This is a genomic window from Fuscovulum sp. (genome assembly GCA_035192965.1).
Taxonomy (GTDB): Bacteria; Pseudomonadota; Alphaproteobacteria; order Rhodobacterales; family Rhodobacteraceae; genus Paragemmobacter.
The window spans coordinates 1,677,777-1,695,536 of record CP136571.1; the positions used below are offsets into that span (position 1 = coordinate 1,677,777).

Consider the following 17,760-nt stretch of genomic DNA (forward strand, 5'->3'; position numbering starts at 1 on the left):
CTGCACAGTCGCTGTGCGACGGCTCTGCTCTGGCCTTTGGATGCGGCGCGCGCTAGGACATGGCGCAAAGCTGCAAGGGCGTAACGCGCATGAGCGAGACCAAGACCGACTATTCGGATGCCATCTCTTCGACCGAGGAGATCATCGAGGATGCCCGCAACGGGCGCATGTTCATTCTGGTGGACCATGAGGACCGCGAGAATGAAGGGGATCTGGTGATCCCGGCGCAGATGTGCACGCCATCGGCGGTGAATTTCATGGCCACCCATGGGCGCGGGCTGATCTGTCTGGCCCTGCCGGCAGCGCGGATCGAGGCGCTGGGGCTGCCGCTGATGAGCCCCAAGAATTCCAGCCGGCATGAGACGGCCTTTACCCTGTCGATCGAGGCGCGCGAAGGCGTGACCACGGGCATTTCGGCGGCGGATCGGGCGCGGACGGTGTCGGTCGCCATCGACCCGACCAAGGGCGCGGCAGATATTGCCACGCCGGGGCATGTGTTCCCGTTGCGGGCACGGGATGGCGGTGTTCTGGTGCGCGCGGGCCATACAGAGGCGGCGGTGGATGTGAGCCGTCTGGCCGGGTTGAACCCGTCGGGTGTGATCTGTGAGATCATGAATGACGATGGCACCATGGCGCGGCTGCCCGATCTGGTGTCTTTCGCGCAGAAGCACGGGCTGAAGATCGGCACGATCAGCGACCTGATCGCCTATCGGCGGCGGCACGACAATCTGGTGAATGAAAAGGCGGTCAAGGCCGTGCAATCGGTGCATGGCGGCGACTGGCTGATGCGCATCTTTGCCGATGAAACGCAGGGTGCCGAGCATGTGGTGCTGACCAAGGGCGACCTGACCGGCGATGTGCCGGTGCTGGTGCGGGTGCATTCGCTTAACCCGCTGGAGGATGTGCTGGGTGTGGGTGGCGCGGGCGATCTGCCCGCCGCGATGCGCCTGATCGCGGCCGAAGGGCGCGGTGTGGTGGTCCTGCTGCGCGACACGGCGATGAAGATGGTCGAAGGGGGCGAGCATTCGCCGCAGACGCTGCGCCAATACGGGCTGGGGGCGCAGATTCTGTCGGCGCTGGGCCTGTCGCAGATCGTGCTGGTCACAAATTCGGCCGCGCCGAGGGTGGTTGGGCTTGAGGCCTATGGCCTGTCCATCGCCGGGACGCAGCCCTTGCGGGAGGTATGATCCATGGCTGGATCCGAGACGCATTACACGCTGGCATTGCCCAGTTTTGACAAGCCGGTCAGGCTGTTGATCGTGGTGGCGCCCTATTACAAGGACATCGCGGACAATCTGGTGGCGGGCGCGCGGGCGACTGCGGCGGCCTGTGGGGCCGAGGTGGACCTGGTCGAAGTGCCCGGCGCGCTGGAGGTGCCCACGGCGATTGCCATGGCAGAGCGGCTGGCGAAATATGATGGCTATGTCGCGCTGGGTTGTGTGATCCGGGGCGAGACGACGCATTACGACACGGTCTGCAACGATTCCAGCCGCGCGATCAGCCTGCTGGGGTTGCAGGGTGCGGCGATTGGCAACGGTATCCTGACGGTGGAAAATCGGGCGCAGGCCGAAGTGCGTGCCGATCCGGCGGGGCAAAACAAAGGTGGCGGCGCGGCAGCGGCGGCCTTGCATCTGATCGCGCTTTCGCGCAATTGGGCCGGCCAGACCAAGGGGATCGGATTCCGGGCATGACCGCGCCTGACAAGAAGCAGATGAAATCGGCGTCACGGCTATTTGCCGTGCAGGCGCTGTTCCAGATGGAATCATCGGGACAGACCGTGGAAAAGATCGTGCGCGAGTTCGAGTCGCATCGCTTTGGCGAGGTGTTCGATGATGTGGAGATGGCCGAGGGCGACCCGGCGCATTTCCGCAAGGTCGTGGATGGTGCGGTGAACTGGCAGGCCAAGATCGACCAGATGACGGATCGCGCGCTGGTGGCGAAATGGCCCATCGACCGCATTGATCCGGTAATCCGCGCGCTGTTCCGCGCGGCTGGGGCGGAATTGGTGTCGATGGAGACGCCGCCCAAGGTGGTGATCAACGAATATGTCGATGTGGCGAAGGCCTTTTTCCCCGAGGGAAAGGAATCGAAATTCGTGAACGCCGTGCTGGACCATATGGCGCGCGAGGAAAAGCCTGCGGCCTTCTGACGCTTTTTCGGGCGGAAAGGCGCGCATTTCACGCCATTGCCGGGGTTGCGGCAATTTGGGGCTGGAAGTGGCGCGGCGAGGGGCTAGGCTTATCTCATGCTTAGAGGAGCGTCCGATGCCCAAACTCATCCGTCTATATATCCAGAGTGTTGCCATCGGCTTTGGCCTGTCGGTCGTGTTTCTTGGCGGCCTGATCTGGATGGATGTGGCGGGGTTGCGCGGGCTGATCTTCGGGTCGTCTTCGGGATATCTGGCGGCAGCGATGCTGGTGATGTTCAACGGCGTGTTCTTTGGCGGAGTGCAATTCGCCATCGCCGTGATGCGAATGGCCGAAGATGACGACACACCGCGCGGTGGGCTGCGCCAGCATCTGGTGCCGATCCCGGTGCGGGTGGAACAACGCTCGCAGCATCTGAAGCGCGGCCAGCGCTGAGGCGACGGGGGCTGTCCGACTGAGGCTTTCCTTATGGAATGAAATGATGGGCCTTTTCCCGGTGGGAGGAGGCCTTTTGGTTTGATGTGTCTGACTGTGCCGCATCTTTCTGTGCGGCCGTTTATGTAAGGTTTTTTCGAATGGATATGCAGCTTTTGCGGACATTTCTGGATGTGATCGATACCGGTTCTTTTGCGGCGGCCGCGGATCGGCTGCGGGTGACGCAATCGGCGGTGTCGTTGCGGATCAACCGGCTGGAGGGGCAGTTGGGCCGCCCGCTGTTCAACCGTGGCAAGACCGGGGTGACACCCACCACGGCGGGGCGCGAGTTTCGGCGTCATGCGGCGGCGATCCTGCGCAGTTGGGATCAGGCGCGGATGCAGGTGGGCGGGGCCGAAGGGCCGGCGCATAGCCTGACCATCGGGGCGGAGGTGTCGCTGTGGTCGCGGCTAGGGTTTCGCTGGGTGGACGGGCTGGCTGCGCATGAGCCGCGCATCGCCATTCGCAGCGAGGTGGACGGACCCGAAGCGTTGATGCGCCGTCTGGCCGAGGGGACGTTGCAGGCGGCGCTGACCTACAGCCCGGCGGTAAGGTCTGGGCTGGATTGCGAGATGCTGATGGAGGATGAGCTGATCCTCGTCTCGCCTTGGGAGGATGCCCAATTGGCCGATGTGCGGGGGCGCTATGTTCTGGTGGATTGGGGGCAGGACTTCCTGCGCTTTCACGAGGCGGCCCTGCCGGAACTGCCCATTCCGGATGTTCAAATGGCGCTGGGGACGCTGATTCTGCGCTATATCGCGACGCGGCCACTGGCGGCCTATGTCCCGGCGCGGTCGGTCCGGAGCTATGTGGATGCGGGGCAGCTGTTCCCGGTGGAGGATGCGCCGAGTTTTGCGCAGGAAATCTGGGCCGTATGGCGGAATGATGTGGAGTCACAGCTGCGTGAGGTGGCCCGGACGGCGTTGGGTGCCGCGATTTCGCAGGTGCAGGCCGAGGTGGCCGATCTGCTGGGCGATGTCTGACACCCGGACAAGCGGCTGAAACCATTGTGAAATATCTGCGCGGGCCGGGAGTGGGATCGGTTCTGCGGGATTTCAAGGGTTGAGGGACATGAGAAATACTTGGGTCAGACTTGAGTATTTTTAAGATTTTCAAATAAAAACAAACGGTTATCTCAGCCGTCGTGACAAGTTCAGCGGCCCTGATCGGGCTGCCTTGCATGAAAGGATATGAGATGACGACCATGACCAAAACGGCGACCAAAGCGGCGGGTGCCTCGATTCTGGCGATGGTGTTGGCAATGCCTGCGGTGGCGCAGACCACGATCACCGGGGTGCGCGATGTGAATGACCGGATCGACGACATCAATGAGATCGTCGACGAGGATATGGAACGCGCCGAGGATGCGGCCCGGTTCGGTTCTCCGGAAACCCGGCAGGGCCTGACCGGCAGCGCGTCGATCGGTTATTCGGGCAAGACCGGCAATAACGAAAGCCAGGAGTTTTCGGGTGGCGTGCGCCTGTCCTATGCGCAGGGCAATTTCGTGCAAACCCTGGGCGCGGCGCTGGATTTCGCCGAGGATGACGTGGGCAAGACCAAGGAAGACATCCTCGCGGTCTATGATGCCAACTATTATTTCGACCAGAACTTCTATGGCTTTGTTCTGGCGCGGTTGGAAGCGGACGGGCTGGCCAGCACGGCGGGCGATGTGCGGCGCGACGGGTTTCTGGGATTTGGTCCGGGTTACCGGGTGATCAACTCGCCTGACATGACCTGGCGCGTGCAGGCCGGTATCGGGGTGAGCTATCTGGAGGATGGCCTGCGCAATTCGGAAACGGAAACCGGCTATCTGGCCGCGTCGCGTTTTTACGCAAAGATCAACGACAGCATGTTCATGACCAATGACACCGATATCCTTTCGTCGGATTCGGCGCTGCGGGTGAACAATGATCTGGGCGTGAACTTCCGCGTGACGGATGCCGTGTCGACCCGTGTCAGCTATCTGACCGAATACAACGACAACCGCGCGATCCGCAGCGACAACAAGCTGGGCGTGTCGCTGGTTTTCGGCTTCTGACGCCGTCTCTTCTGTGTCGAACCTTGGGGGCGCGAGCAATCGCGCCCCTTCTTTCATCTGTGCCGGGAATAAGTGGCGGGCCCGCAGCAGCCGTGGATGGCATGGTTTCCCGAGAGCCAGAGGTCTCAGGTGGGAGCCAGGTAGCAGGACCAGGATCCTGTCAGAGCCAGCCCCCATTCGTTTGCTTATCGGCCACTGGAAAAGAGCCTCACACGCGAAGAGCAGCACCCGCCGTCTTCAGACTTAGGCGCGACGGGGCAGCGGGGCAAGGGCCGAGTTCAGATTGTGGGTCAGGGGGTGATGGAAGGGTTGGCGGGGTGGCTTGCAAGATGTTCACGATTGGTTCATGTTTTGCGGCATGGAGATGGACCGCGAACCCCTTGCCCTTTTGCCCGGACAGCGCCTTCAGCGCGGGGTGTGCCGTGGTCTGTTGGCGATGGATTTCGTGACGGTCGAGGAATTGGTGCCCGCGCCGGGGCTGCGCGTGGATGTGATGGCTGTGGGGCCGAAGGGCGAAATCTGGGTGGTCGAATGCAAATCGGGCCGGGCGGATTACCGCGCCGACCGAAAGTGGCAGGGTTATCTGGAATGGTGCGACCGGTTCTTCTGGGCGGTGGATGCGGATTTCCCGGTGGAGTTGCTGCCCGAAGGCACGGGGCTGATCCTTGCCGATCCCTATGACGCCGAGATTTTGCGAATGGGGCCAGAGGCGCCGATGGCCCCGGCGCGGCGCAAGGTGATGATGCAGAAATTCGCGCGCCATGCCGCGCTGCGCCTGCAATCGCTGCGCGATCCGGGCGCGGGCGTGGTGTGGTAGCGGCCTAGCGGCGGCCGGGCTTGCCCTTGACTGGACCAGAGCCGATGGCGCGGGCTGCCTCGGCTGCGGCGCGCAGTTCTTCGGCGATTTCCTCGGCTTCTTCGGGATCGAAATCCAGCGGCAGCTCGATGCCGCCTTCGGCTTCGATATAGATGCGGACCATGCCCATATCGGTGGGACCGATCTGGATATTGGCGGCGATGTCGCTTTGCTTGTCGATGCCCATGGGAGGCCCCCTTTTGCAGCTGTGGTCTTGCCTGTATCCGGCCTATCGCGGGATGCAGGGCGAGGCAAGCGGTGCTGCGGTGGGGCAGGGCGGCAGGGGGAATGACCCTCTTGCAATCCCGGAACCGGGGGGATAAACGCCCACGAGAGCGCCGACGTAGCTCAGTTGGTTAGAGCACCAGATTGTGGATCTGGGGGTCCCCCGTTCGAGCCGGGGCGTCGGTACCATCCTTCCCTATCTTCGCGGCCTTCATGGCGTGCCTTGTTTCCGTGGCGCGAGCCTTTACCCTGCAAGGGCCTGATCCAGATCGCGGATCAGGTCATCGGCGGCCTCTAGCCCGATGGAAAGCCGAAAGCCACCATCTCCCGCATAGGTGCGATAATCATCCAGTTGGTCAGGAGACAGGGCATAGCTGCCTTGCATCATGTCGGCCGTGTCCAGCATCACGATGATGCTGCGCTGATGGCCGAGGGAAAAGGCGTAATGCATCACCTGAAGCCGTGCCGCGATCTGGCGCGCCATGGCGGCGGGATCGGCGGTCTGGAAGAAGATCATCCCGCCGGGCAGCGCCATCTGCTTTGCGGCAAGGGCGCGCTGGGGGTGAGAGGCAAGGCCGGGATAGATGGTGCGGGTGACCTGTGGATGGGTTTCCAGAAACGTGGCCACCTTCTGCGCCGTGTCCGCAATCTGCCGCATCCGGGGGAACAGCGTGTCGATCCCGCGCAGGATCAGCCAGGCATTCATCGCGGGCATGGCCGCGCCCAGATAGACGCCCGCCCGCCCGCGCATCCGGGCGATCAGATCTTTGCGGCCTGCAACGATGCCCCCCAGGGCATCGCCGTGGCCATTGATGAATTTGGTCAGGGAATGGATGACAAGATCAACGCCGAGCTTGATCGGTTGGGTGGCGACGGGTGTGGCAAGGGTGCTGTCAACTGATACCAGCGCGCCATGGGCATGGGCGATCTGGGCCACCTGTTCCAGATCGGTCAGCCGCAGGATCGGGTTGCAGGGGCTTTCGCAATGGACCAGCCGGGTGTTGGGCCGAAGCGCCGCCTGAAGCGCGCCGGGCAGGGAGAGGTTGACGGGCGTCACCTCGATCCCGAAATCGGGCAGGATGGCGCGGGCAAGTTCGGCAGCCCCGGCATAGGTTACGTCGCTGATGATCAGATGGTCGCCCTGTTTCAGAAGCGTCAGGAAGGTGCCTGCGATGGCGGCAACGCCGGTGGCAAAGGCCAGTGCATCTTCGGCCCCTTCCAGCGCGGCCATGCGCGTTTCTAACGCGCGCACCGTGGGGTTCAGCCAGCGCGCATAGGTAAAGGGTTCCTGCGTGATATCGGTCAGACCGGCGGCAGAGAAAGCCCCTTCGCCGGGGACCACCAGATTGTTCACCGACATCGTGATATTGGGCTGGATTGCCCCGGTGACCGGATCAACCATTAGCCCCGCATCGAGGGCGAGCGTTTCGGGCAACGCGGTTGCGGGCAGTGTCGGCGGGGTAAGCCGTCCTTGCGTCATGTGCGCACCCTTTGCTGGCGGTCTGCGGATCATCTGGCAAATGTCACGGCCTGCGTGCCGATTCCAGCGTGAACTTCGGCGCGGGTGGGCTGCGCGGCCCGGATGGCATTGCCCGAATTTTGTGCGTTCTTCACTTTCCGGGCCTGTCTGACAAAGAAGAAGGTTGCAGTGCCGGTCCGCTGCATTAATCTGAATATCTACTCGAACATCAAAAATCGGCATTTGTGCCCCGACAGCAGCATTTGGCTGCTGCGTCGGGCATTTGCGTTTTGGGGGCTGAAACGTGACGAAGCGGCGGATCGAAATCGGGCTTCTGTATTCGCGGTCGGGGAGTTACTCCCTGATCTCGGAGGCGTGCCGGTCCGGGGCGTTGGCGGCGATTGCCGAGTTGAACGCCGATCCGGAGCTTGACCTGTCCTTCGTGCCGGTCGAGCGCGATCCCGAGGGGAATGTCGATCTTTATGGCCCGCTCTGTGAGGAAATCCTGAGCGAAACCGCAGCGCGGCACGTCATCGGCTGTGTAACGTCCTGGAGCCGGAAGGAAGTGATCCCGACGCTGGAACGCCATGGAGGCACGTTGTGGTATGCGGTGCCTTATGAAGGGTTCGAGGCATCGGATCATGTCGTCTATACCCATGCCTGCCCGAACCAGCATCTGCTTCCGCTTTTGGATTGGGTGATGCCCGCCCATGGTGGCAAGGCCTATCTGACGGGGTCGAACTATATCTGGGGCTGGGAGATGAACCGCCTTGCGCGCGAGCGGATCGTTCTGGGCGGGGGCGTAATCGCGGGAGAGCGGTATCTGCCCATCGGATCGCGCGATGTGGGCCGGATGATCGAGGAGATCCGCTTCGCGCGTCCGGATTTCGTGCTGAATTCCCTGATCGGGCCGTCATCTTATGAGTTTCTTGCCGCGTTCCGGGCGTTGGGCCAGCAGGATGATCATTTCCGGCCCGAGCGGTGCCCGGTCCTGTCTTGCAATATGACGGAATGCGAATTGCCCGCCATCGGACCGGCGGCCGAGGGGTTGGTTGCGGCGGGGCCGTATTTCCGGGGGATCGACGGCTGGCCGGGGAAGGGGCGGTTCGGATCATCGCATGAAGCGGCGGCCTATGTCGCAGTGCGCGAACTGGGGCGGCTTCTGGCCCATCGTCCGGGGGCCGAGGCGTTGAGCCTGTCGCAACTTCTTGCCGAGGCGGGGGGTGGGATCATTGATCCTGAGACCCACCATACCACGCTGCCTGCGATCATTGCGCGGGTCGAGGGCGGGGCGTTCCGTCTGGTGCATCGGCGCGAGGCGGTGGCGGGGGATCCCTATCTGACGCGGTCGGCCCATGTGACCGTCGCGCCGAAGCTGAGGGTCGTGTCATGAGGCGGTCGATTCGCATTCCCAATCTGGGTGGCGCGCAGGCCTGTATCCTGCATCGCCCACATCCCACGGTGCAGGCGCTGGTGCGGCAGTTGACGGCGATCGGGCTGGACGTGACGCAATCCTGGCCGGAACTTGCGGCGGATGCCATCGGCGCAGATTACGTCTTTTTCGATGCCGATATGGGGCATGACGGCATGTTTCCCTGGCCTGCGGGCCAATCCCCCATGCCGATGATCGCGCTGATCGGGTCAGAGGCACCGGGGCGGATTGAATGGTCGTTGCGGGCGGGGTCGCATGCGCAATTGCTGAAACCAGTGGGGGATAACGGGGCCTATTCGGCGCTGTTGATCGCGCGGGATGCGTTTGACGCGCAAAAGGCGCTGTCGGCAGAGATTGCCGAACTGAAGCGGCGGTTGGACGGGCGACAGACGGTGGTGCGCGCGGTGACACTGCTGGCGGCGCGGGGCAAGACGGAAGAACAGGCCTACGCGCAACTGCGCCAGATGGCGATGGCCTGGCGCATCAGTTTCGAGGATGCGGCCACACGGATCGTGGCCAGCCGGGATGGGTCTGCCTCTGACGGTGCGGGGGTGCAGGATGTCTGATGCGGTGGTCAACGGCGCTGTCCGCCCCAAAAGCACCCTGCGCCGCTTGCTGGAGCGCAAATTGGCGCTGTTCGGCTTTGCGCTGATCGTGCTGGTGGTCGGATCGGCCCTGCTGGCCCCGTTGATTGCGCCCTTTGCGCCGGAAGAGCAGATGTTCGACGGGCTGACGCTGGAAGGCGCGCCGCTGCCGCCTGATGGGCGGTTCCTGATGGGGACAGATCTGCTGGGGCGCGATCTGTTCAGCCGCATGCTCTACGGCGCGCAGACGTCGCTGATCATCGGGGTGGTGGCGAACGGACTGGCCCTGTTCATCGGCACGCTGGTGGGAATTACGGCCGGCTTCTTCCGGGGCTGGATCGGGGCCGCGCTCATGCGGTTCACCGATCTGATGATGGCCTTTCCGGCGCTGCTGCTGGCGATCTGTCTGGCCGCGATCTTTCGGCCGTCGCTGTGGATCGTGGCGCTGGTGATTGCGCTGGTGAACTGGGTGCAGACGGCGCGGGTGATCTATACCGAGACCACCTCGCTGGCCGAGCGCGATTTCATCGCGGCGGAGCGGACGCTGGGTGCGGGGACGGGGCGCATCCTGTTTCACCACATTCTGCCGCATCTGGTGCCCACCATCATCGTCTGGGGCACGTTGGGGATTTCGACCACCGTGCTGCTGGAGGCGACGCTGTCCTTCCTTGGCGTTGGGGTGCAGCCACCCACCCCAAGCTGGGGCAACATCATCTTTGAAAACCAGACCTATTTTCAGGCTGCGCCCTGGCTGGTGTTCATCCCCGGTGCGGCGATCATCCTGCTGGCCTTGGCCTTCAACCTTGTGGGCGATGCGTTGCGCGATGTGCTGGACCCGACACAGCGGGGGCGAGACTGATGGTCTATGTCCTGAACCGGCTGATCCAATCGGCGCTGATCCTGCTGGGGGTGAGCTTCATCACCTTTCTGCTGCTGTTCGTGCTGCCCGCCGATCCGGTACGCCAGATCGCCGGGCGGGCCGCAACGGCGGAAACGGTGGAGAATATCCGCCAGCAGCTGGGATTGGATCAGCCGTTCATTGTGCAATATGGCCGCTATCTGGGCGGGTTGGTGCAGGGCGATCTGGGGCGCAGCTATCTGCAGAAGACGCAGGTGACGGAACTGATCCTGTCGCGCCTGCCCGCCACCCTGCAACTAATGGCGGCGGGGATATTCGCCGAACTTGTGCTGGGGCTGTCCATGGGGATTGCCGCCGCCCTGATGCGGGGGCGGCTTGGCGATCAGCTTTTGATGATGACATCCTTTGTTACCGTATCGGCCCCGCAATTCGTGGTGAGCCTGCTGCTGTTGTATGTCTTTGCCGTCAAGCTGGGTTGGTTCCCCATCGGGGGCTACGGGACGGCGGCGCATCTGGTGTTGCCTGCCATAACCTTGGGCATCCTTGGCTCCGGCTGGTATTCGCGGATGATGCGATCCAGCATGATCGAGGTGCTGCGCGCCGATTACATCCGCACTGCACGCGCCAAAGGGCTGAGCCGCGCGCGCGTCGTGCTGCGCCATGCGCTGCCCAATGCGATCCTGCCTGTCATCGCCATGATCGGCATTGATATCGGCATCTTCATGGGCGGGATCGTCGTGGTGGAATCCGTCTTTGGCTGGCCCGGGATTGGGCAGTTGGCCTGGCAGGCGATCCAGCGCGTCGACATCCCGATCATCATGGGTGTCACCCTTGTTTCTGCCTTTGCGATCGTGATCGGCAACCTGCTGGCCGATCTTGTTACCCCGCTTGTCGACCCCCGCATCCGGTTGCGCTGATGCGGCACAAATCAAAACCCAACAGGAGAGAAGAAATGAACAGATGGCTGACTTCCACCGCGCTTGTCCTGACGCTGGCGCTGCCCGTCGCTGCACAGGACTACACGCCCGATCCGAACGCCAAGGCGGGCGGGACCATCACAGTGACCTACAAGGATGACGTGGCCACGCTTGACCCGGCCATCGGCTATGACTGGCAGAACTGGTCGATGATCAAGTCGCTGTTCGACGGGCTGATGGACTATGTCCCCGGCACCACCACGCTGCGCCCCGGTCTGGCGGAAAGCTATGAGATTTCCGAGGACGGGCTGACCTATACCTTCAAGCTGCGCGCCGGGGTGAAGTTCCACAACGGGCGCGAGATGACGGCCGAGGATGTGAAATACTCGCTCGACCGTGTGACCAATCCCGAAACCCAATCGCCGGGGGCGGGCTTCTTCGGCTCGATCGCCGGGTTCGAGGCGGCCGGTGCGGGTGGCCTGTCGGGGGTGGAGGTTGTTGATCCGCTGACGGTGAAGATTTCCCTGTCGCGGCCGGATGCGACCTTCCTGCATGTCATGGCGCTGAACTTTGCGTCTGTCGTGCCGAAAGAGGCGGTCGATGCGGCGGCGGGCGATTTCGGCAAGCTGCCGGTCGGGACCGGGGCCTTCAAGCTGGCGGAATGGACGCTGGGCCAACGGCTGGTGTTCGAAAAGAACGCCGATTACTGGCGCGAAGGCGTGCCCTATCTGGACGGCGTGGTGTTCGAGGTGGGTCAGGAGCCTGTGGTCGCCCTGCTCCGGTTGCAGAATGGCGAGGTGGACGTTCCCGGCGATGGCATCCCGCCTGCGAAGTTCGTGGAAGTGATGGGAGATCCGGCACAGGCCGCGCGCGTGGTGCAGGGTGGGCAGTTGCACACCGGCTATATCACGCTGAACGTCACGACCCCGCCCTTTGACAATGTCGATGTGCGCAAGGCCGTGAACATGGCCATCAACAAGGACCGCGTGACGCAGATCATCAACGGCCGCGCCGCGCCTGCCACCCAGCCGCTGCCGCCGTCGATGCCGGGTTATACCGGGGGCTATGCGGGCTATCCCTATGACGTCGAAGGGGCCAAGGCGCTGTTGGCCGGGGCCGGGTTTGCCGATGGGTTCGAGACCGATCTTTACGTGATGAACACCGACCCGAACCCGCGGATCGCGCAGGCGATCCAGCAGGATCTGGCGGCCATCGGGATCACCGCCAATATCCAGTCGCTTGCGCAGGCCAATGTGATCGAGGCAGGCGGTGCGGGCACCGCGCCGATGATCTGGTCCGGCGGCATGGCCTGGATTGCGGACTTCCCCGATCCGTCGAACTTCTACGGCCCGATCCTGGGCTGTGCGGGTGCAGGCGAAGGCGGCTGGAACTGGTCGAAGTTCTGCGATGAGGCGCTGGATGCGATGGCGGTGCAGGCCGACAGCATGTCTGATCCGGCCAAGGCCGAGGACCGGCTGAAGATGTGGTCTGACGTTTACATGGGCGTGATGGAACAGGCCCCTTGGGTGCCGGTGTTCAACGAGGAGCGCTATACGATGAAATCGGAACGCATGGGGGGCGAGGATGCGCTCTACGTCGATCCGGTGTCGATCCCGGTCAACTATGACTATGTTTTCGTGAAGTAAAATGTGCAAGGACTGCAACTATACGATCCACGGCGCGCAGCATCATTTCGGCTGGGATAACACCCTGCCGCCAGCGCTGCGCGCTGAACCGGGATCGACGATCCTGTTTCATTGCAACGATTCCTCGGCGGGCCAGCTTGGCCCGTCGTCGACCGTGGCGGATGTGGTCAGCCTTGATTTCGGCAAGATCAACCCGGTGTCTGGGCCGATCTATATCGAAGGGGCGGAACCCGGCGACGCGGTCAAGGTGACGATCGACAGCTTTGCCCCGCGCGCCTTTGATGGGGCAGGGTTCGGCTGGACGGCGAATATTCCGGGCTTTGGGTTGTTGGCCGATCAGTTCACCGAACCCGCGCTGAAGGTGTGGAAGTACGACCCCGTCAGCATGGCGCCTGCGCTGTGGTCGGATCAGGGGCGCGTGCCGCTGAAGCCCTTTGCCGGGACCATCGGCAATGCCTTGGCGGAACCGGGCCTGCATTCGGTGGTGCCGCCGCGCCGGGTGGGTGGCAACCTTGATATCCGCGATCTGAACGCCGGCACGGTGCTGTACCTGCCGGTCGAAGTGGCGGGTGCCCTGTTCAGCGTGGGCGACACCCATGCTGCGCAGGGTGATGGCGAGGTCTGCGGCACGGCCATTGAAGCGCCCATGGATGTTGTCCTGACGCTCGATCTGGTGAAGGGGGCGAACCTGAAGACGCCGCGGTTCACCACACCGGGGCCGGTGACGCGGCATCTGGATGCCAAAGGATACGAGGTGACCACAGGGATCGGGCCCGATCTGATGACCGCCAGCCGCGATGCGGTGGCCAACATGATCGACCTGCTCTGCGCCACGCGCGGCATGGCGGCGGTGGATGCCTATATGCTGGTGTCCACCTGCGGTGATCTTCGGATTTCCGAAATCGTCGACATGCCGAACTGGGTGGTAAGCTTCTACTTCCCGCGCTGCGTGTTTGAATGACGGTTGTCGATGCACAAACGACCGGGGCCGCAGCGGCCCCGGTCATGGCCCCAGTCATGGCCCCGGCCGATGGACCCGTGCTGTCGGTCGAGGGGCTGACTGTTTCGGTGCGCACCGAGGCAGGGTTGAAGCCGCTTGTCGAAGACCTGTCCTTCACCCTGAACCGCGGTGAGACGCTGGCGATTGCCGGGGAAAGCGGGTCGGGCAAATCCATCACCTCGCTGGCCATCATGGGCCTGTTGCCGCTGCCCGCGGTGCGCGTCACCGCTGGCAGCATCCGCCTTGGCACGACCGACCTGACCGCCGCGTCCGAGGCGCAAATGCGCGCTGTGCGGGGCGATCGGATTGCGATGATCTTTCAGGAACCGATGACAAGCCTGAACCCGGTGCTGACCATCGGAACCCAACTGGCCGAGGCGGTGCGCGCGCATGAAGATGTTAGCCGGGCCGAGGCGCGGCGGCGCGCGCTGGCGGCGTTGACATCGGTCAGGCTGTCACAGCCGGAACGGCGGATGGACCAGTTCCCGCATGAGCTTTCGGGCGGGATGCGACAGCGGGTGATGATCGCCATGGCGCTGGCCCTTCGGCCCGAGGTGCTGATCGCTGATGAGCCGACAACGGCGCTGGATGTGACCGTGCAGCGCGAGGTGCTGGATCTGCTGCGCGATTTGCAGCGCGATCTGGGCACGGCGATCATCCTGATCACGCATGACATGGGGGTGGTGGCCGAGATGGCCGACCGCGTCATCGTGATGAAATCAGGCCGCATGGTCGAGGAGGCACCGGTCGCCACCCTGTTTCACGCCCCGGCCCAGACCTATACCCGCGACCTGCTAGCCGCCGTGCCGCGCATGGGCAGCCGGACCGACAGTCCGGCTCCGGGCAGCCCCGATGCGGTGGCAAGCCTGACGGATGTGGTCGTGCGCTTTCCGATCAAGGGCGGGCTCTTGGGGCGGACGACGCTGAATGTTCACGCGGTGGAACAGGTCAGCTTTGACATCCGGCGTGGCGAGACTTTCTCGCTGGTGGGCGAATCCGGCTGCGGCAAATCCACGATTGCGAAGGCCATGGTCGGCCTTGTGCCGCATCAGGGGGAGATCCGGATCGGGGATCATGTCCTGTCCGGGCAAGGGCGGGATGCGCCAAAGGCGCTGCGGCGGCGGGTGCAAATGGTGTTTCAGGACCCGATGGCCGCGCTGGACCCGCGGATGCGGGTGGGCGAGTTGATCGCGGAGCCGCTGCTGATCCACGGCATCGGCACGGCGGCGGACCGGCGCGAGCGGGCGGCCGATCTGATCCGGCGGGTGGGATTGTCGGCAGACCAGATCGACAGATACCCGCATGAATTTTCTGGCGGCCAGCGGCAGCGCATCTGTATTGCGCGCGCGCTGGCCCTGAAGCCCGATCTGATCATCGCGGATGAAAGCGTGTCGGCGCTGGATGTCAGCGTGCAGGCGCGGGTACTGGCCTTGCTTAAGGAATTGCAGGAGGAGATGGGCGTCGCGTTTCTGTTCATCAGCCATGACATGGCGGTGGTGGATACGATCTCGGACCGGGTGGCGGTGATGTATCTGGGGCAGATCGTCGAGATGGGGACGCGGGCGCAGGTCTTCGGCGACCCGCGCCACGCCTATACCCAGCGCCTGATTGAAGCGGTGCCGGTGCCTGACCCGGCGCATCGCCGCGCCGCTTCGGCGCGTTTGGTGGGGGAAGTGCCAAGCCCGGTTCACGCTATCGGCAAGGGGCCGGATCGCCAGCGGCTGATCGATGTCGGGGGCGGGCATATGGTGGCGGTCTGATCGTGCAGCCGCAGGACGGGGGCTGCTGCCCCCGCCACCCGCAAGTTCAACTGTCGATTTGCGCACCCATCAGGGCGATGGCCTGCTGATAGACGGTGGCGGCGTTCCACGCCTCGATCACCGCGAAGTTCGGCTCGCCCGGTTGATAGCCCGCGCCGGGACGCCAGCCCTTTTGGCGCAGGAAATTGGCGGTCGAGGCCATGGCATCAACAAGATCCGTCAGATCGACACGACCGTCGCCATTGCCATCGACGCCATAGGTCAGCGCATTGCCGGGCAGGAACTGGGTGTGGCCCAGTTCCCCATGTTTTGCGCCCTGCGTTTGCGGGCTGATGGCGCCTGCATCGATCAGCTTCAGCGCCCCGATCAGATGGGGGGTGAAGAAATCCGTGCGGCGGCAGTCATAGGCCAGCGTGGCGATGGCCGAAACGACATTGGTATCGCCCATGAAATTGCCGAACCCCGTTTCCATCCCGTGAATGGCGATCAGAACGCCCGCAGGCACCCCGTATTGCCCTTCAAGTGCGGCATAGAAATCGGGGTTCTGCGCCTTGCGCTTGCGGCCTTGCGATATGATGGCATTTGCACCGCGCACCTCAAGAAACTTGTCGAGGCTGTATTTGAAGCTTTTTTGGTTGCGGTCTGCCCCTATCGTGGCCTTGGAGTAGCTGGTCGCCATCAGCGCCTCGATCCCCCGGCGGCCAACGCCTGCGGCCTCGGCCTCGGCGGCCATCAGGGGTTTCCATTCTTCATATTGGCCCCCGGTATCGGAACAGGGGGCCGCCAGCGCAAGGCCGGGCAGAAGGGTGAAAAGGGAAAAGAAAAGCGAACGGGCGAAAAGGGGCTTGCGCGGGCGTGTCATAGAGCACCGTGAAAAAGGACTGGTTCGGCGCAGGATAGGCAAGCCGCAGCATGACGCAAGACTTCTTGGCGCAAAGGGGGCCTTGCCGGGCAAGCGCGCGCCTAGGCGCGGCGTTTCCATGCGAACAGCAATTTCGGGAGGGGAGAACGTGGCAGCCCGTAGGGGACTACAGGATGTCAAAGAAAACAGACACTTAGTTTGACTAACCCAAGAAAATGGCTTCATTGTTTTTAAAGGAAATTTTGGTGTGTTGGCTAACCGGATTTGGACCCGATGATGCAGGTGAAGTTGCGAGCGGCAAGGTCAGCGTGCATCTTCGTAAGCGTCTGCCGCTCTTTGCGCGGCTACCCAGTACTGGTCTTCTAGCCAGCCCGCCAGCTTCTCGACAAAGAAATCAAGCTTGCACAGACGCTCCGGCGTCGCAAAATGCGGTTCGATCATGGCCGCCTTCAGATACTCTTGGTGGTGTAGCGCGACAGTCCAGTGTGCCGCGCAATCTCGCGGATCGGCAAACCCTGTCGAAGGCGCAGCTTACGGATCACGTTCAATAGTCCCATGTCCATCAGTTTGTTGACCCCCTCGCACTTCGCTCGGGGAAAAGTCACATGGGTCAAATCTTAATGGAAATCCGGTACCGAACCAGGAGTGCGGATAAAAACTTGGACTGGTTTCACGGCATAAGGCCGAGGCTTTTGCGGTATTCGATGGGGCTGCGGCCGCCAAGTGACAGTTTGATTCGTATTTCATTATAACAGCGGATGTAAGCATCCACTGCGTCGATGAACTGAGTAAGAGTGAAGGCTTGCCAATCATGTGGACAAAAGATCTCAGTCTTGAGGCGCCCGAAGAACCCTTCGCATGCGGCATTGTCTTACGAACTCGCTTTGGGAGACATTGAACGTATGATCCCCGCTGCGTTGACCCGCTCCAGCCAGCCGGGCCACCGATAATGGCCTTCCCGATCACTGTAGATGATAGGCCGCAGTTCGCTGCCCGCGATGATCTAAAGCGCTGCATCCAACATGGAGTTGGCGAGCCCGCATCCGCTTTGGTCCAGATAGCCCAACTGATTACGATCCCGTCGAAGTAATCTATGATCGGCGAGAAGTGAACTTTGCCCGCGAGGATATGGAACTCAGTGATGTCAAATAGCCATTTTTCGTTTGGCGCAGAGGCTTGGAAGCTACGCTAAACGATGTTCTCCGGCGCCGGACTGATCTCGCGCAGATATGAACTATACCGCCGCAGTCTGGGCTTAGGGACGATCAAAGCCTCCTGTTTCATAAGGCGCCGGATCACCTTCTCGGAGATCGAGATGAAATGCCGCATCAGAATTGCTGCGAGCCGGCGAGAGCCCTAGCAGCGGTGGTTACTTTCGAAGATGTCAATCATGGTACGGCGCACTGGAAGATTTTTATCTTCCAGAGTGATACGGGCGCGGTGGTACAAATAAGAGCTGCGCGCCAACTGTGACCTGCCACAGGATTTTTCCTCCATCTGC

The 17,760-nt window shown here is 62.7% G+C and carries 18 protein-coding genes, 1 tRNA gene and 1 pseudogene; 15 read left to right on the forward strand and 5 right to left on the reverse strand.

The annotated features are described in order from the left end of the window. The first annotated feature begins 89 nt into the window (after window positions 1-89). The 7 genes from ribB (at window position 90) to RSE12_08300 (ending at window position 5,476) form a co-directional block, all read left to right on the forward strand. On the forward strand, window positions 90-1,187 hold the full coding sequence (ribB, locus tag RSE12_08270; protein ID WRH64316.1) for a 3,4-dihydroxy-2-butanone-4-phosphate synthase: 1,098 nt from the start codon (window positions 90-92) through the stop codon (window positions 1,185-1,187). Window positions 1,188-1,190: 3 nt separating this feature from the next. Continuing rightward, complete coding sequence (locus RSE12_08275; GenBank protein ID WRH64317.1) at window positions 1,191-1,691, forward strand: 6,7-dimethyl-8-ribityllumazine synthase; 501 nt, start codon at window positions 1,191-1,193, stop codon at window positions 1,689-1,691. Beyond that, entirely contained in the window at window positions 1,688-2,149 is a 462-nt protein-coding gene (gene nusB, locus RSE12_08280; GenBank protein ID WRH64318.1) for a transcription antitermination factor NusB, read from the forward strand. Before RSE12_08275 ends, nusB begins: the two co-directional genes overlap by 4 nt. A gap of 115 nt (window positions 2,150-2,264) precedes the next feature. Continuing rightward, window positions 2,265-2,582, forward strand: a complete 318-nt coding sequence (locus RSE12_08285) for a hypothetical protein (GenBank protein WRH64319.1) — start codon at window positions 2,265-2,267, stop codon at window positions 2,580-2,582. A 140-nt stretch (window positions 2,583-2,722) separates the two neighbouring features. Further along, window positions 2,723-3,604 (forward strand): LysR family transcriptional regulator, encoded by an 882-nt coding sequence (locus RSE12_08290; GenBank protein ID WRH64320.1) that lies wholly within the window; start codon window positions 2,723-2,725, stop codon window positions 3,602-3,604. Between the two features lie 221 nt (window positions 3,605-3,825). Next, window positions 3,826-4,659 carry a DUF481 domain-containing protein gene (locus RSE12_08295; GenBank protein ID WRH64321.1) on the forward strand — a complete coding sequence of 278 codons (834 nt, stop codon included), beginning with the start codon at window positions 3,826-3,828 and terminating at the stop codon, window positions 4,657-4,659. 364 nt (window positions 4,660-5,023) lie between these two features. Beyond that, entirely contained in the window at window positions 5,024-5,476 is a 453-nt protein-coding gene (locus RSE12_08300) for an MmcB family DNA repair protein (protein ID WRH64764.1), read from the forward strand. Window positions 5,477-5,480: 4 nt separating this feature from the next. On the opposite strand, the gene RSE12_08305 is transcribed toward RSE12_08300, so the two are convergent. Continuing rightward, window positions 5,481-5,702: a DUF6324 family protein gene (locus RSE12_08305; protein WRH64322.1), complete on the reverse strand. Its 222-nt coding sequence runs from the start codon at window positions 5,700-5,702 to the stop codon at window positions 5,481-5,483. A gap of 150 nt (window positions 5,703-5,852) precedes the next feature. Here RSE12_08305 and RSE12_08310 point away from each other — a divergent pair. Further along, window positions 5,853-5,929 (forward strand) — tRNA-His (locus RSE12_08310). 55 nt (window positions 5,930-5,984) lie between these two features. Here RSE12_08310 and RSE12_08315 read toward each other — a convergent pair. After that, complete coding sequence (locus RSE12_08315) at window positions 5,985-7,220, reverse strand: aminotransferase class I/II-fold pyridoxal phosphate-dependent enzyme (protein WRH64323.1); 1,236 nt, start codon at window positions 7,218-7,220, stop codon at window positions 5,985-5,987. Between the two features lie 283 nt (window positions 7,221-7,503). Between RSE12_08315 and RSE12_08320 the strand changes: the two genes are divergently transcribed. The 7 genes from RSE12_08320 to RSE12_08350 are packed head-to-tail and all read left to right on the forward strand — an operon-like array spanning window position 7,504 to window position 15,397. Then, entirely contained in the window at window positions 7,504-8,592 is a 1,089-nt protein-coding gene (locus tag RSE12_08320) for a transporter substrate-binding protein (protein ID WRH64324.1), read from the forward strand. After that, window positions 8,589-9,197, forward strand: a complete 609-nt coding sequence (locus tag RSE12_08325; protein WRH64325.1) for an ANTAR domain-containing protein — start codon at window positions 8,589-8,591, stop codon at window positions 9,195-9,197. Before RSE12_08320 ends, RSE12_08325 begins: the two co-directional genes overlap by 4 nt. After that, entirely contained in the window at window positions 9,190-10,074 is an 885-nt protein-coding gene (locus tag RSE12_08330; GenBank protein WRH64326.1) for an ABC transporter permease, read from the forward strand. Before RSE12_08325 ends, RSE12_08330 begins: the two co-directional genes overlap by 8 nt. After that, window positions 10,074-10,991, forward strand: a complete 918-nt coding sequence (locus RSE12_08335) for an ABC transporter permease (GenBank protein ID WRH64327.1) — start codon at window positions 10,074-10,076, stop codon at window positions 10,989-10,991. The genes RSE12_08330 and RSE12_08335 overlap by 1 nt, the downstream gene beginning before the upstream one ends. Window positions 10,992-11,026: 35 nt before the next feature. Next, window positions 11,027-12,637 carry an ABC transporter substrate-binding protein gene (locus RSE12_08340; protein WRH64328.1) on the forward strand — a complete coding sequence of 537 codons (1,611 nt, stop codon included), beginning with the start codon at window positions 11,027-11,029 and terminating at the stop codon, window positions 12,635-12,637. A 1-nt stretch (window position 12,638) separates the two neighbouring features. Next, window positions 12,639-13,598 carry an acetamidase/formamidase family protein gene (locus RSE12_08345; GenBank protein WRH64329.1) on the forward strand — a complete coding sequence of 320 codons (960 nt, stop codon included), beginning with the start codon at window positions 12,639-12,641 and terminating at the stop codon, window positions 13,596-13,598. Window positions 13,599-13,642: 44 nt separating this feature from the next. After that, window positions 13,643-15,397, forward strand: a complete 1,755-nt coding sequence (locus RSE12_08350; protein WRH64765.1) for an ABC transporter ATP-binding protein — start codon at window positions 13,643-13,645, stop codon at window positions 15,395-15,397. A 46-nt stretch (window positions 15,398-15,443) separates the two neighbouring features. On the opposite strand, the gene RSE12_08355 is transcribed toward RSE12_08350, so the two are convergent. The 3 genes and pseudogenes from RSE12_08355 to RSE12_08365 form a co-directional block, all read right to left on the reverse strand. Next, window positions 15,444-16,259, reverse strand: a complete 816-nt coding sequence (locus tag RSE12_08355; protein WRH64330.1) for a lytic murein transglycosylase — start codon at window positions 16,257-16,259, stop codon at window positions 15,444-15,446. Between the two features lie 303 nt (window positions 16,260-16,562). Continuing rightward, a complete protein-coding gene (locus tag RSE12_08360; GenBank protein WRH64331.1) occupies window positions 16,563-16,700 on the reverse strand; it encodes a hypothetical protein in 138 nt (45 codons plus the stop codon). Window positions 16,701-16,929: 229 nt separating this feature from the next. Next, window positions 16,930-17,726, reverse strand: a pseudogene (locus RSE12_08365) (IS3 family transposase). Window positions 17,727-17,760 lie beyond the last annotated feature (34 nt).

Excerpts from the sequence above, each read along its gene's own strand:
- RSE12_08330 (WRH64326.1), top strand. The coding sequence starts at position 9,190 with ATGTCTGATGCGGTGGTCAACGGCGCTGTCCGCCCCAAAAGCACCCTG.
- RSE12_08290 (WRH64320.1), top strand. The coding sequence starts at position 2,723 with ATGGATATGCAGCTTTTGCGGACATTTCTGGATGTGATCGATACCGGT.
- nusB (WRH64318.1), top strand. The coding sequence starts at position 1,688 with ATGACCGCGCCTGACAAGAAGCAGATGAAATCGGCGTCACGGCTATTT.
- RSE12_08275 (WRH64317.1), top strand. The coding sequence starts at position 1,191 with ATGGCTGGATCCGAGACGCATTACACGCTGGCATTGCCCAGTTTTGAC.
- RSE12_08295 (WRH64321.1), top strand. The coding sequence starts at position 3,826 with ATGACCAAAACGGCGACCAAAGCGGCGGGTGCCTCGATTCTGGCGATG.
- RSE12_08355 (WRH64330.1), bottom strand. The coding sequence starts at position 16,259 with ATGACACGCCCGCGCAAGCCCCTTTTCGCCCGTTCGCTTTTCTTTTCC.
- RSE12_08315 (WRH64323.1), bottom strand. The coding sequence starts at position 7,220 with ATGACGCAAGGACGGCTTACCCCGCCGACACTGCCCGCAACCGCGTTG.
- RSE12_08340 (WRH64328.1), top strand. The coding sequence starts at position 11,027 with ATGAACAGATGGCTGACTTCCACCGCGCTTGTCCTGACGCTGGCGCTG.
- ribB (WRH64316.1), top strand. The coding sequence starts at position 90 with ATGAGCGAGACCAAGACCGACTATTCGGATGCCATCTCTTCGACCGAG.
- RSE12_08335 (WRH64327.1), top strand. The coding sequence starts at position 10,074 with ATGGTCTATGTCCTGAACCGGCTGATCCAATCGGCGCTGATCCTGCTG.
- RSE12_08305 (WRH64322.1), bottom strand. The coding sequence starts at position 5,702 with ATGGGCATCGACAAGCAAAGCGACATCGCCGCCAATATCCAGATCGGT.
- RSE12_08325 (WRH64325.1), top strand. The coding sequence starts at position 8,589 with ATGAGGCGGTCGATTCGCATTCCCAATCTGGGTGGCGCGCAGGCCTGT.
- RSE12_08285 (WRH64319.1), top strand. The coding sequence starts at position 2,265 with ATGCCCAAACTCATCCGTCTATATATCCAGAGTGTTGCCATCGGCTTT.
- RSE12_08345 (WRH64329.1), top strand. The coding sequence starts at position 12,639 with ATGTGCAAGGACTGCAACTATACGATCCACGGCGCGCAGCATCATTTC.
- RSE12_08360 (WRH64331.1), bottom strand. The coding sequence starts at position 16,700 with ATGATCGAACCGCATTTTGCGACGCCGGAGCGTCTGTGCAAGCTTGAT.
- RSE12_08300 (WRH64764.1), top strand. The coding sequence starts at position 5,024 with ATGGACCGCGAACCCCTTGCCCTTTTGCCCGGACAGCGCCTTCAGCGC.
- RSE12_08350 (WRH64765.1), top strand. The coding sequence starts at position 13,643 with ATGGCCCCAGTCATGGCCCCGGCCGATGGACCCGTGCTGTCGGTCGAG.